Genomic DNA, 13,272 nt, shown 5'->3' on the forward strand with positions numbered 1-13,272 from the left:
TCCGCTCCGCCACTTCTTAAGAGCCTCAGTCAAAAGACTGGGGCTTTTTTACATTCCGGGGTTTGAAATCCGCCCTGCGACCGGACGAGTCCCGGTTGTGTGCGACCCCAGCCGTCCACCATTTCTTCAAGAAACCCAGTCATACCATTCTGGAAAATTAACTGGTCAGGTCAATCCATTGCCGCGAGCACATTTGTTTGACTCGCTGAGTGCATTGCAAAAACTGGTTCCATGCCGCACAGACCTTATCAACAATATCGCCATAATCTCTGAAACTTTGATTGGCTAAACAGCGTTGTCTCAACCAACGCCATACCTGCTCTATTGGATTAAGCTCAGGAGAATAGGGAGGCAGTTTGATGATACTGACATTCTCAAATTGATGCGCGACGTCATCAGTATGCCATCCCGCACCATCCATGCTCACAACGGCATGTCGACCTTTTTCTGTCACACTTGTGATTTGCTTGAGGTGTTTGATCATGCTCGTTGTTTGACCCATAGTACAACCATTGGCTTACCGGTGCCTTTTGCTGGATAAACAAATAGGCATCGTTTAATTGCTGCTGTATCAATGGACCTGGCCTTGTTCCTTGTTCAGTCTTGACCGAATCGCGTTTCATCTTGAAGCGATACAACTACGTCCTCAGCTTTGTGTGCCAGGGATTGTTTTAGGTGCTTGGAGTGAGAAGCGATCCAGGAAAATCCCATCATAGGGTCGAGCAGGTCATATATATAAATGCCGGAATCTGGATAATTGCTCTGGCGTTCAGATGAATGGCTTTCTGGATCTAGCCTTCTCTTGCAATCTTTCTAATTCCTCCTTAAAAAGATCGATGTTTTAGTAAGCGGTTGATCATCAATTTGAGAAATTTCTACTTTCAGGGCTGGTAATTATCATCAGTCTATATACAATACTTACCACACAACAGGGGTGTAGCTCCAATTGGCAGAGCAGCGGATTCCAAATCCGCGTGTTGGGAGTTCGAATCTCTCCACCCCTGCCAAATCTTTCAAGCTCTCGCAGAAATGCGGGAGCTTTTTCGTTTTCAGACGCCACAAAACAGTTCCTGCCGAAGTCGCATATCACTTGTCATGAATATCTCTGTTTCCAGAGAATAAAAAGCCTCATCATTGATGACATTAGCTTCTCATCATGAGCTGGAAGCCAATAAAACAGGCTGAAATACTCAGGAACACATTCAAAAGCAGGTTTAAGGTCATTTTGAAGTACTCACCGTGTTGAAGCAGGACGACGTTATCCATGGAGAAAGTTGAAAATGTTGTGAGGGCGCCGAGAAAGCCTAATCCGATAATCGGGCGCCATGGTGAGGCTTCTATCATCCCCTGATTCAAAGCAGACATCAGCAGCCCCATGATAAATGAGCCGATGACATTGACGGCGAGGGTCCCGTAAGGAAAGCCGCGTCCAAACAGGACAACGGATAACTCAGATATCAGATAACGGGTGCAGGCACCAAAGGCTCCGCCAAAGGCAACATAACTTAAAACGATGAGTTGATTCATTTGTACGCAGGTCTCTGTCAGTCAAACCAGATACTAATACCATGAAATGAAGTCTCTGTTGAGACAGTCACTAAGGTAATTCACAAAACAATGTGCTATACGGTGTGTATTGCAAGTGTTCGTGAATTGAGGTGGTGATGAAGCTTTATAAAACGGTCTTGCTGGCACTCAACCCAGATGATCAACGGGCACAGCAACTGGTCGTGAAAGCCGGGGTCGTGGCAAGCCATAACCATGCAGACTTACACCTGGCATATGTGGAACCCGGGGTCGGTAATCTGAGCTTTCTGGATATTGAATTGCAATTGAAAGAAGCTCACGACGATCAGGAACTCAGGCGAATGGCGCAGTTGTCTGAATTAGCCACCCATTCTCCGCAGCCTGTGCGCGCGATGCATCTCTATGATGGTGATGTTGCAAAACATCTCATTGAACTGGCAGCAAAAATACATGCAGACTTAGTGATTGTCGGCCATGCCAAAACGGATCTGCACTGGCTGCGGGAAGATGTCCGCCGTGAACTGGATCTGCATTTAAAGTGCGATGTGCTGATTTGTCGCTGATGCATGACGGTTTTCACTGATTCCTGAAATTCAGAAAAGACCGCTTGCTGTCAGGAGACACCTTTCCTATACTCGTGAGCTGAAACTTGTCGGAGTGCCAACTGGCTGAGACCGCATTGCGGGATCCGTTGAACCTGATCAGATTAGTATCTGCGAAGGGAACAAGAGAAAATCTTCTGCCTAGCTGTACCTGTCGTGTACGGCTGCTGTATCAGACGATGCGACACGCCCTACTTGTGTCCGCCTCTTGTTTACGCGCCCATCCGTCAAGCAACTTCCCAGAAACATCAGATGAAAGGAAATTGCTATGTCGAGTCGCAAGCAAGCGAGACTGGAAGCGAAACAATTTATTGATTCACTCACTACCCAAGCCTATCCAAATTCACGCAAGATCTATGTCACCGGCAGCCGGGATGATATCCGTGTCGGTATGCGTGAGATTGCTCAGGCTGACTCTTTAGTCGGCGGGGATAAACATAACCCGATTTTTGAGTCGAACGAACCGATACGAGTCTACGATACTTCTGGTTTTTATACCGATCCGGAACAGACCATTGATATCTACAGTGGTCTGCCAAAGCTGCGTGAAAACTGGATTGAAGCACGGAATGATACCGAGCTGTTAGATGAGCTGAGTTCCGCCTATACCAAAGAGCGTCTGGCCGACGACACCTTAGATGAGCTGCGTTTTGCGCTTCGTGCCCGTGTTCGCCGGGCCAAGCCTGGCACATGTGTCACTCAGATGCACTATGCCCGTCAGGGCATCATTACACCTGAGATGGAATACATCGCGATCCGTGAAAACATGGGTCGCGCTCGTTATCGTGATGACGTGCTGAACCAGCAGCATCCGGGACAAAGCTTCGGTGCCAACCTGCCTAAAGAGATCACCCCTGAATTTGTGCGCAAAGAAGTCGCTGAAGGCCGCGCTATTATCCCGTCCAACATTAACCACCCGGAATCAGAGCCGATGATTATCGGTCGAAATTTTCTGGTGAAGGTGAATGCCAACATCGGGAACTCGGCGGTCAGCTCCTCGATTGAAGAAGAAGTGGAAAAATTGGTGTGGTCGACCCGCTGGGGCGGCGATACTGTGATGGACCTGTCAACCGGCCGGAACATTCACGAGACCCGTGAGTGGATTATCCGCAACAGTCCGGTGCCGATTGGAACCGTACCGATGTATCAGGCGCTGGAGAAGGTAAACGGGATTGCGGAGAACCTGAACTGGGAAGTATTCCGGGACACCTTGCTGGAGCAGGCAGAGCAGGGCGTTGACTACTTTACGATTCACGCTGGTGTGTTGTTGCGCTACGTTCCGATGACCGCCAAGCGTGTGACCGGTATTGTTTCCCGTGGCGGTTCCATCATGGCGAAATGGTGTCTGGCACACCATAAAGAAAGCTTCCTGTATGAGCACTTCCGTGAGATCTGTGAAATCTGTGCGAAATACGATATCTCGCTGTCGCTGGGCGATGGTCTGCGTCCGGGCTCAGTTGCGGATGCCAATGACGAAGCTCAGTTCAGTGAACTGCGCACACTGGGTGAGCTGACCAAAATCGCCTGGGAATATGATGTACAGGTGATGATTGAAGGGCCGGGGCATGTGCCGATGCACATGATCAAGGAGAACATGGAAGAGCAGCTCAAGCACTGCCATGAAGCCCCCTTCTATACCTTAGGCCCCCTGACGACCGATATTGCACCGGGTTATGACCATATTACCTCCGGGATTGGTGCAGCGATGATTGGCTGGTACGGCTGTGCCATGCTGTGTTACGTGACACCGAAAGAACACCTTGGTCTGCCGAATAAAGATGACGTGAAGACCGGCCTGATCACCTACAAACTCTGTGCTCACGCGGCTGATCTGGCCAAAGGTCATCCGGGGGCGCAGGTTCGTGACAATGCGCTGTCGAAAGCCCGATTTGAATTCCGCTGGGAAGATCAGTTCAATCTGGGTCTGGACCCGGACACGGCCCGTGCGTTCCACGATGAAACTCTGCCGCAGGAATCAGGCAAAGTTGCGCACTTCTGCTCGATGTGCGGACCTAAATTCTGTTCGATGAAGATTTCTCAGGAAGTTCGGGATTACGCGAAAGCACAGGATGAGGCACAAGTGATTCAGATGCTGGATGATCCGCTGGAAGGCATGCGCCAGAAATCGGCCGAATTCCGGGAAAAAGGCAGTGAACTTTATCATCAGGCAAAAACCCATGAGGCCGATCAGGCATGAGTGGGCAACAACTGACATTTCCGGAGATGGCGGGCGGCATCGGGCCGCTCTATCCCGTGGTCGATGATGTTCGCTGGATTGCCCGACTGCTGCCGCTGGGCGTGAAAACCGTTCAGCTACGAATCAAAGATCCGGCACATCCAGAACTGGAAACACAAATCATCGAAGCCATCCGGCTGGGCCGCGAGCACAATGCTCAGGTGTTTATCAATGACTACTGGCATCTGTCGCTGAAACACGGCGCCTACGGGGTGCATCTGGGGCAGGACGATCTGGATACCGCCGATCTGGATGCCTTGCGTCTTGCCGGTATCCGTCTGGGTGTTTCTACCCGGACGGCGGCTGAGTTGCAGCGCGGTCTGGCGATTGCGCCGAGCTATGTGGCAATCGGTCATATCTTCCCGACGCCGACGAAGGACATGCCGACCCCGCCACAAGGGGTCGCGCAGCTAAAGGAACATCTGGCGACTGTGGCGGGTCGTTATCCGACAGTAGCCATCGGCGGGATTGACCTGAGCAATGTGGTGGACGTTTGGCAGACCGGCGTGTCCTGTGTCGCCGTGGTACGGGCAGTAACGGCTGCACCGGACACGGAGCAGGCGCTGGCTGCTTTCGCCGAAAAGCTGGTGAGGTAAGCCATGCTGACTGACGAATCTTTTTTACGCTATCACCGTCAGGTGCAGTTGCCGGAAATTGGTGAGCAGGGTCAGCAGGCCCTGCAACAGGCCAAGGTGCTGATCATCGGAGCCGGTGGTCTGGGAGCGCCCGCGGCGTTGTATCTGGCCGGCGCTGGTGTGGGAACTCTGGTGATTGCCGATGGCGATCGGGTGGAGCGTTCCAACCTGCAACGTCAGATTATCTACCGTGATGACCATCAGGGGGAGAGCAAGGCACAGGTCGCGGTCGCGCAGGTGAAGGCATTGAATCCGCATATCCGTGCCCGTGCCGTGACGGCCAATCTGGCCAAGTTACAGCTGGCGATGGAAATCAGCCTCGCAGATGTGGTGCTCGATTGCACTGACAGTTTTGCCAGCCGCCATGCCATTAATCAGGCTTGTTTTGAACATGGTAAACAGCTGATCTCCGGGGCGGCGATCCGCTGGCAGGGGCAGCTCATGAGCTTTGATTTCCGGGCGAAGCAGGGGCCTTGCTATCACTGCCTGTTTCCACACGGTGAGATGCAGGCACCCCAAAATTGCAGCGAGTCCGGAATTGCCGGTCCCGTCGTCGGGATCATGGGGACCTTCCAGGCTTTGCAGGCCATCAAGGCAATCACCGCCAGTGGTGAATCAGGCACTGGTCAGTTCCGCCAGTTTGACGGCCTCACCCTGCAATGGCAGCAGTTTGCCCTGCCTGTGAACCCGCAGTGCCCTGTATGCAGTAAGGAATCTTTATGACCATGATGAACGTTCAGGTGAACGATAAAGCGATGCAGCTGGCGGTGGACACCTCGTTATTACAGCTGCTGGAGCAACTGGCGATGCCACTGGATGCCACTGCGGTGGCGGTGAATCAGGCCATCGTCAGCCGTGAGTGCTGGGGAGAAACCGTGCTCAGTGATGGCGACGCGATCGCCTTGTTTCAAGCCATTGCAGGAGGCTGAGATGTTGAAAATTGCCGATAAAACTTTTTCATCCCGACTGTTTACCGGAACCGGCAAATACGCCGGCCGGGACGTGATGGCACAATCCATTCTGGCTTCCGGTTCGGAACTGGTGACTATGGCGCTCAAACGGGTCGACATTGAAAACCGGGAGGATGACATTCTGTCACCGCTACGTGCCGCCGGGGTGAACCTGCTGCCGAACACCTCTGGTGCCAAAAATGCGAAGGAAGCGATCTTTGCCGCGCAGTTGGCCCGGGAAGCGTTGGGGACCAACTGGCTGAAACTGGAAATTCATCCGGACCCGAAATATCTGATGCCGGATCCGATTGAAACCCTGGCTGCGGCAGAAGCGCTGGTGAAGCAGGGCTTTATTGTGCTGCCTTACTGCCACGCCGATCCCGTGCTCTGTAAGCGACTGGAAGCAGTGGGCTGTGCGGCCGTGATGCCGCTGGGGGCACCGATTGGCTCCAATAAAGGGCTGGCCTCGCGGGATTTCCTCGACATCATTATCGATCAGGCACGGGTACCGGTGATTGTGGATGCCGGCATTGGTGCGCCGTCTCATGCGGCGGAAGCCATGGAGCGGGGTGCAGATGCGGTGCTGGTCAATACCGCGATTGCTGCGGCGGCTGATCCGGTAGCCATGGGTCGGGCATTCAAACTGGCGGTCGAGAGCGGACGGATGGCCTATGAAGCCGGTCTGGCCGGGACGGTCAGTCAGGCCGTGGCCTCCAGCCCCTTGACGGCGTTTCTGGATGCCAGCGCTTAAGGAGGCATCATGAGTTATACGGATGTCTGGCGTGAGCTGGACTGGGATGATGTCCGACTGTCGATTTACAGTAAAACAGCTGCGGATGTTGAGCGGGCGCTCAGTAAACGCAAGCGGGATCTGGAAGACTTCAAAGCCTTGATTTCTCCGGCAGCCGAGTCTTATCTGGAGCAAATGGCGCAGCAGTCGGCGGCTCTGACGCGGCAGCGCTTTGGCCGGACGATCGGGTTTTACGTGCCTTTGTATCTGTCCAATCTCTGTGCCAACAGCTGTACTTACTGCGGCTTTACCATGGAGAACAAGATCAAACGCCGGACGCTGAATCTGGATGAGATTGAGCGTGAATGTGCGGCGATCAAAGCGCTGAATTTCGATAGCGTGCTGCTGGTTACCGGGGAACATGAGCGTAAAGTCGGGATGGCTTATTTCCGCCAGACGGTTCCGGCGATCAAGCGTCATTTCAGTTATCTGTCGATGGAAGTCCAGCCGCTGGATCAGGCGGAATACGCTGAGCTGAAAACGCTGGGTCTGGATGCGGTGATGGTCTATCAGGAAACTTACAGTGCACCGACTTATGCGCAGCACCATCTGCGCGGCAATAAGATGGACTTTGAGTACCGGCTGGAAACGCCGGATCGTCTGGCACGGGCCGGGATTGATAAAATCGGCATCGGCGCGCTGATTGGTCTGGAAGAATGGCGGACCGACTGCTTTTTTGTGGCCAGCCATCTGGATTATCTGGAGCGCACTTACTGGCAGAGCCGTTATTCGATTTCGTTTCCGCGTCTGCGTCCTTGCACCGGCGGATTAGCACCGAAATCTGTGATGAGCGATCGCCAGCTGGTGCAGCTGATCTGTGCATATCGTCTGTTCAACGGCGAGGTGGAGCTGTCCATGTCGACCCGGGAATCCCCACATTTTCGTGATAACGTGTTGCCACTGGGGATCACCAGTATGTCGGCAGGCTCCAAAACGCAACCGGGCGGCTATGCGGATGACGAGCCGGAGCTGGAGCAGTTTGCGATCAGCGATGAAAGGGCTGTTGCTGAGGTTGCCAGCGCCGTGAAGCAGCACGGTTTTGAAGTGGTCTGGAAAGACTGGCACCCGGCTTATTCGGGCTGAGCCAAGGGATGTATCACCATGAATGAACAGGCTGATGGAAACCATCAGCCTGTTTTTTTATGACTTGAAGATGTTATTCCGTAAAGACGGCGTTGATCTTGGCGTCGTAGCGGGCATTGATGTTGGATGAGTAATGTCTGGCAGTCAGCTCAATTTTGAGCTTCTGAACTTCGACCGGTTCATCAAAGAAGACAGAAAGTGTGCCGGAAGGATATTTCAGGTAGCTCGGATAAACCCGTTCGTTGTTTTCGTTGTAGATGAAAGCAACCACAGACTGGTTGCGGGCGTTAGCCGTTGTATCGACGACCAGCTCCAGTGATTTCACTTTCTTGTTGTTGTACGGGGTAATTTCTACCCATTTTTTCACTGGGGTTCCAAAGCTGGCATAGAGTGAGGTGCCGGCAGAGAGATGTTCGTCGAAATCGATGACCGGATCATGGTCCGGATAGCTGGTGGCGTCGTTCGGCTTACTGTTCCCGAAATATTCCTGCAGCAGGGTGAAGTTGTCACCATCGAAATCGGTATTGGCATCCAGCCCGACTACCTCATAGGTTTTCTTCCACCAGGTTGGCAGATGGTCGTTGTCGATACTTGTGCTCTCACCGTAGTTAAACCGGAAGTTCCCCTCAAAACGTTGGCTGGGCTGGGTAAAATCCGCATTGTACAAAGAGATCACGGCACGGTAGTTGTCTTGCCAGTAGGCAATTGGGGTGGCGAATTGATGTTCTCCCCAGCCTGGACGACAGTCCAGGTTATGCAGCCGCTGGTTCGCACCGTTGTAGATTTCTATTTTACAGTCCATGGCCCGGGGTTCGTTATTATCAAAACCCAGGGTGACCAGATGGTGGCGGTCGGCAGGCAGGTTGAATTTGACCGGAATGTTGACCCGCTGGCCTTTATAAATGGTCTGGCTCACTGACTTTTTATAGGTATCTAAGTGTGGATTGGTGTTCGCAAAGACAGCAAAAGAGAGAAAAGGCAGAGCGAGTAAGAATTGTTTTCTCATGAGATAACCTTATGAATATGATTGATTATTGTTTCATCAGGCATGCTAGCGGTATCTACAAGATGTGAAAACAATCAATAGAGGCAGTTTTGTGCTGGGTCACGGAGATGCATTCCCCAGTGATTCGACCGACAGAAAGAAAAAAGTCCAGCACACGGGCTGGACTTTGAGGATGAGAGATAAGCCGCGATGTTAGCGGTTGAGCGGCGCGGTGGCCTGTGTCAGCCACGCCAGATCCTCGCCCTGCAGGGACGGGCTGATGACGTCGAACACGGTTTGATGGTAAGTGTTCAGCCACGCCAGTTCGCTGTCGGTCATCAGACTGAGATCCACCAGACGGCGGTCGATCGGTGCACGGGTCAGCGACTCGAAACCAAGCACAGTCATGTCCCCTTCGGTTGGCACTTCCACAACCAGCTCCAGGTTTTCGATCCGGATGCCGAAGGCGTCGGCACGGTAATAACCGGGCTCATTCGACAGTACCATACCCGGCAGGAGTGCGGTTGGGTTCGGGACTTTAGAAATTCGTTGCGGGCCTTCATGCACATTCAGGAAGTGACCAACCCCATGACCGGTACCGTGGTCGAAATCAAAGCCGTGTGCCCACAGGTGCTGGCGTGCCAGCGCATCCAGCTGCGAGCCTGTTGTGCCACGCGGGAATCGGGCGCTGGCCAGAGCAATGTGGCCTTTCAACACCAGGGTGAAGGTTTGTTTCACCTCATCGCCCGGATTGCCGATGGCGATGGTGCGGGTGATATCTGTGGTGCCGTCCGGGTACTGGCCGCCTGAATCCACCAGATAGACGTTGTCCATTTGCAGGACGCCTGGTTCCGGCTGGTTGTTGTGATTGTAGTGGCACATGGCGGCGTTGCCACCGGCTGCGGAAATGGTATCGAAGCTGACATCGGTACAGCTTGGATCTTCAATCCGGAATTGCCATAACTGATCGGCCAGCGTGGCTTCGTCCAGTAGTTTGCCCGCAGCAACCTGACGATCGACCCAGGCCAGGAACTTGGATACAGCGACACCATCACGGATATGACTGGCTTTCATCCCGGCCACTTCGGTCGGGTTTTTGGCCGCTTTTGGCAGCATACATGGGTCAGCACCTTCAATGATGACAGCTCCCGCATCACGCAGGGTCTGTCCGGCCCATGCGTTGCTGGTGGTCGGGTCAAGCAGCACGCGCTTGCCGTTCAGGGCTTTCAGGCTATTTTTCAGCGTTTCCGGTGCCTGAACGCGAACCCCTTCACCCACGTGCGCTTCAAATTCAGCAGGCAGACGGGCCTGGTCAATAAAGAAATCGACACTGCCGTCATTGTGCAGAATGGCGGCTGACAGCAGTACCGGCAGACAGTGTACATCACTGCCGCGAACGTTCAGCAGCCAGGCGATGCTGTCGAGCTGGGTGAGCAGCACGGCATCGGCTTTTTGTTTTTGCAGACTGGCTGCGATGTTCGCACGTTTGTCACGGCTGTGCTGGCCGACAAAATCCAGACCCATCAGTCTGGCATCAGACAGTGTTGGTGCCGGGCGGTCCTGCCACAGGGTATCGATCGGATTGGTGTCCAGCAGAACCAGCGCCAGGCCGCTGTCCAGCGACTGCTGGGTACGTTTCAGCCAGGCACCGCTGTGCAGGCGCGGGTCGACAGCAATTTTGTTGCCGGCAGCGAAGTGGTCGGCCACCCACTGCATTGGCGGCTCTTCGATCAGATGACGGTATTCAAACACTTCGCCCGGCACTTGTTTGCGAACCTGAACAACATAGCGGCCATCCACAAACATCGCGGCTTTGTCACGGCCGATTACTGCCGCACCAGCCGAGCCGGTGAAGCCGGTTGCCCACAGCAGGCGCTCGTTATGTTCAGGGATGTATTCACCCAAGTATTCGTCTTCATGTGGGATCACCAGAGCGTCAAGCTGTTCTGCTTCCAGCCACTGGCGGATCTGTGCCACGCGTTGTGAAATCACTGATTGCATCTGTCAATATTCCTTTCTGTTGATGTCATCCTCAGATGGATGAGCCAAACCTGCCCCTCAGTCACCCTGACGACGGCAGCAGGCCGATCCGCTAAAGGTAGCGTTTTTGTGAATTACCTGCAATTAACCGGTAGACAATTCACGGCATCCGTTGATGATGATTTGCCTTAACCACCTGTGTCCCGGGTCATTTTCCTGGTGTTGTGGCCAGAAAAGAGTGTACGCCATAGCAGGAAGTGCTGTCGGTAGGGGCAGCACCACCAGGTTGAGCTGAGCCGCGACATAGGTGGCGAAATGGCTGGGCGCGGTGAAAAGCAGATCGGTGTGGGTACATAAACTGGCGGCGCTATTAAAGTCTGGCACAAACATCGCGATATCGCGTTGCAGGCCCTGTTCTGCCAGTTTGTAATCCAGCAGCCAGCGATCATCCCGGCCGCAACGCACCTGAATGTGGCGTTGGCGCAGGTAGTGGTTCTGATCCCACTGACCGTTTTCATACAGTGCCACCACCGGATGACCGGGCCGGACGATGCAGCGCTGGGTATCGCGGTGCAGTTCCTGGAACAGCACGCCTTTCGGCGGCATCAGGGTAAGCTGGGCATCCAGCGGATTGAGATCTTTTCCGGTGATCCCGAAGTCAATCTCACCGCGTAGCATCTTGTCGAAGGTGTCCGGTTCCCAAGCGTGGGTATCCAGTAGGATGTTCGGTCCCTGGCTGAAAATATCTCCCAGAAAGCGTGGCATCAGCAGCGGATAGGCACTTTCCACCAAACACATTTTGAAGTGGCGGTCACTGTTTTGAGGCACGAACTCCGCCGGCTCGGTCAGGCTTTCAATGTCCTGCAACAGCTTCTCCAGTACGGGTTGCAGTGCCTTGGCGCGTGGGGTTGGCAGCAGACCGTGGGCACTGCGGACAAACAGGGTATCGTCGAACTGCTCGCGCAGCCGGGCCAGACTTTTACTGACCGCCGATTGGCTCAGACATAACCGCTGTGCGGCGCGGGTGACGCTGCACTCCTGAAGTAACACATGCAGGCAGACCAGCAGATTGAGGTCCAGCCGGGTTAGTTTATCAACTGTCATCATACGTCCGTCATGTTACGAAGATATTCCTGAGTGGAAATTTCACCGTGAATATAAACCATTTTAATTCATATCACGAACCCCGTAGACTGGCACCGTCTTTTGATAGGAAACCGAGTGAATGAAGCCTGAAACATCTTTGTCGAACCGCCGCATTGTGGCACTGATGGTCCTGCTGGTGCTGTTCAGCCCGCTGGCCATTGATATTTATCTGCCTGCTTTACCGGCGATGGCTGACAGTTTTGCTGTCGACCCGACACTGGTCCAGGATACCGTGACTTGGTTTATGTTCAGTCTGGGGCTGGGACAGGTGTTCGCCGGGCCGCTGGCTGACCGCTTTGGCCGCCGCCCGATTGCACTGGCTGGCGTTGCGCTTTATGCGCTGAGTTCGACGCTGGCGTATGTGGCTCAGACGCTGGATATCATGCTGCTTGCGCGTTTCCTGCAGGGATTCGGTGCCTGTGCGACCTCGGTGGCTGCCTTTGCCGCAGTGCGTGACAGTTTTGGCCCTGAGCGCAGCGGCCGGATGATCAGTTATCTCAATGGTGCTATCTGCTTTATTCCGGCACTGGCTCCGCTGCTGGGTTCCTGGCTGACCCACGAATTTGGCTGGCGTGCTAACTTCAGCTTCATGACCGGTTTTGCGCTGGTGGCTGGTGGCCTGCTGACCGCATTTTTCCGGGAAACCCGTCCGGCAGATACTTTTGTCAGTGGTGCCATGTTCAGCCCGTCACGGTATGTTTCGGTGTTGCGTGAGCCGGTGTTTGTCTTCCATGCGTCTATGTCAATGTTAGCGATGGCCGTGATCCTGGCTTATGTGACCTCTGCACCGATGTGGCTGATGGTTCATCTGGGACTGGATATGGGGCAGTTTACGTTCTGGTTCGGCGTCAATGCCGTCCTCAATATTATTGCCTGCATGGTCGCGCCGAAGTGCATGGATCAAATGGGTTCACGCCGTACTCTGATGTCTGGTCTGGCCATGCTGACGCTGTCTGGCGGTATGATGCTGATTCTGAAAGATATCGCGACCGCCTGGGCATTCATGCTGCCGATCTTTATGAGTTCATTCGGGTTTGCGTTTGTGTTGGGCTCTGCGGCGGGGAAAGCGCTGGCGCCATTTGGCGACCGGGCGGGAACCGCGGCTGCGATGCTGGGTCTGTTTCAGATGAGTGGTGCCGGGTTGATGGTCAGTCTGACCCAACGGCTGGATTTGACACCGCCGCTGCTGATGACCTTCCAGATGTTGCTGCTGCTGCCGGGGCTGCTGATCCTGCTGTCCCGCCGTGGGCGCCAGTGGCATCCGGCCCCGACCCAGGATTAAGAAATCGAGGATTCAGAAACCTGAGATTTAGAAACTTGATATTCAGAAACCTAGAA

General features: G+C 54.0%; 13 protein-coding genes, 1 tRNA gene, 1 pseudogene and 1 riboswitch. Of the genes and pseudogenes, 10 read left to right on the forward strand and 5 right to left on the reverse strand.

Going from position 1 to position 13,272, the window contains the following annotated elements; genetic code table 11:
• The coding region (locus EA58_RS21970; RefSeq protein WP_235199576.1) for a hypothetical protein at nucleotides 1-289 on the forward strand (289 nt) is incomplete at its 5' end.
• Nucleotides 290-316: 27 nt separating this feature from the next.
• Here EA58_RS21970 and EA58_RS22185 read toward each other — a convergent pair.
• Nucleotides 317-502 (reverse strand): annotated as a pseudogene (locus EA58_RS22185) (transposase); the annotation flags it as partial.
• Nucleotides 503-930: 428 nt separating this feature from the next.
• On the opposite strand from EA58_RS22185, the gene EA58_RS07290 reads away from it, so the two are divergent.
• Nucleotides 931-1,007 (forward strand) — tRNA-Trp (locus EA58_RS07290).
• A 136-nt stretch (nucleotides 1,008-1,143) separates the two neighbouring features.
• Here the strand turns inward: EA58_RS07290 and crcB are convergent.
• Nucleotides 1,144-1,527 (reverse strand): fluoride efflux transporter CrcB, encoded by a 384-nt coding sequence (gene crcB / locus EA58_RS07295; protein WP_036750874.1) that lies wholly within the window; start codon nucleotides 1,525-1,527, stop codon nucleotides 1,144-1,146.
• Nucleotides 1,528-1,664: 137 nt separating this feature from the next.
• On the opposite strand from crcB, the gene EA58_RS07300 reads away from it, so the two are divergent.
• The 7 genes from EA58_RS07300 to thiH all read left to right on the forward strand — a co-directional run bounded on the left by EA58_RS07300 (nucleotide 1,665) and on the right by thiH (nucleotide 7,823).
• Entirely contained in the window at nucleotides 1,665-2,090 is a 426-nt protein-coding gene (locus tag EA58_RS07300; RefSeq protein WP_036750877.1) for a universal stress protein, read from the forward strand.
• Between the two features lie 80 nt (nucleotides 2,091-2,170).
• Nucleotides 2,171-2,268: riboswitch (TPP riboswitch) on the forward strand.
• A gap of 129 nt (nucleotides 2,269-2,397) precedes the next feature.
• A complete protein-coding gene (thiC, locus tag EA58_RS07305; RefSeq protein ID WP_036750879.1) occupies nucleotides 2,398-4,326 on the forward strand; it encodes a phosphomethylpyrimidine synthase ThiC in 1,929 nt (642 codons plus the stop codon).
• Nucleotides 4,323-4,961, forward strand: a complete 639-nt coding sequence (gene thiE, locus EA58_RS07310) for a thiamine phosphate synthase (RefSeq protein WP_036750881.1) — start codon at nucleotides 4,323-4,325, stop codon at nucleotides 4,959-4,961. The genes thiC and thiE overlap by 4 nt, the downstream gene beginning before the upstream one ends.
• Nucleotides 4,962-4,964: 3 nt before the next feature.
• Nucleotides 4,965-5,723 (forward strand): HesA/MoeB/ThiF family protein, encoded by a 759-nt coding sequence (locus EA58_RS07315; protein ID WP_036750883.1) that lies wholly within the window; start codon nucleotides 4,965-4,967, stop codon nucleotides 5,721-5,723.
• The gene (thiS, locus tag EA58_RS07320) at nucleotides 5,720-5,929 is read left to right on the forward strand and encodes a sulfur carrier protein ThiS (protein ID WP_200872167.1); all 210 of its coding nucleotides are present in this window, start codon (nucleotides 5,720-5,722) and stop codon (nucleotides 5,927-5,929) included. The genes EA58_RS07315 and thiS overlap by 4 nt, the downstream gene beginning before the upstream one ends.
• Before the next feature lies 1 nt (nucleotide 5,930).
• Nucleotides 5,931-6,701 carry a thiazole synthase gene (locus EA58_RS07325; RefSeq protein ID WP_036750887.1) on the forward strand — a complete coding sequence of 257 codons (771 nt, stop codon included), beginning with the start codon at nucleotides 5,931-5,933 and terminating at the stop codon, nucleotides 6,699-6,701.
• Nucleotides 6,702-6,710: 9 nt separating this feature from the next.
• Nucleotides 6,711-7,823, forward strand: coding sequence for a 2-iminoacetate synthase ThiH (gene thiH, locus EA58_RS07330; RefSeq protein ID WP_036750889.1), 1,113 nt, complete (start codon nucleotides 6,711-6,713; stop codon nucleotides 7,821-7,823).
• Nucleotides 7,824-7,896: 73 nt separating this feature from the next.
• On the opposite strand, the gene EA58_RS07335 is transcribed toward thiH, so the two are convergent.
• The 3 genes from EA58_RS07335 to EA58_RS07345 all read right to left on the reverse strand — a co-directional run bounded on the left by EA58_RS07335 (nucleotide 7,897) and on the right by EA58_RS07345 (nucleotide 11,892).
• A complete protein-coding gene (locus tag EA58_RS07335) occupies nucleotides 7,897-8,829 on the reverse strand; it encodes a hypothetical protein (RefSeq protein ID WP_036750890.1) in 933 nt (310 codons plus the stop codon).
• 192 nt (nucleotides 8,830-9,021) lie between these two features.
• Nucleotides 9,022-10,809 carry an aminopeptidase P family protein gene (locus tag EA58_RS07340; RefSeq protein ID WP_036750891.1) on the reverse strand — a complete coding sequence of 596 codons (1,788 nt, stop codon included), beginning with the start codon at nucleotides 10,807-10,809 and terminating at the stop codon, nucleotides 9,022-9,024.
• 123 nt (nucleotides 10,810-10,932) lie between these two features.
• Nucleotides 10,933-11,892 carry a LysR substrate-binding domain-containing protein gene (locus EA58_RS07345; protein ID WP_036751066.1) on the reverse strand — a complete coding sequence of 320 codons (960 nt, stop codon included), beginning with the start codon at nucleotides 11,890-11,892 and terminating at the stop codon, nucleotides 10,933-10,935.
• A 121-nt stretch (nucleotides 11,893-12,013) separates the two neighbouring features.
• Here EA58_RS07345 and EA58_RS07350 point away from each other — a divergent pair, with 121 nt between their 5' ends.
• Complete coding sequence (locus tag EA58_RS07350) at nucleotides 12,014-13,216, forward strand: multidrug effflux MFS transporter (protein ID WP_036750894.1); 1,203 nt, start codon at nucleotides 12,014-12,016, stop codon at nucleotides 13,214-13,216.
• Nucleotides 13,217-13,272 lie beyond the last annotated feature (56 nt).

Source organism: Photobacterium galatheae (assembly GCF_000695255.1).
In the GTDB taxonomy this organism is placed as follows: Bacteria; Pseudomonadota; Gammaproteobacteria; order Enterobacterales; family Vibrionaceae; genus Photobacterium; species Photobacterium galatheae.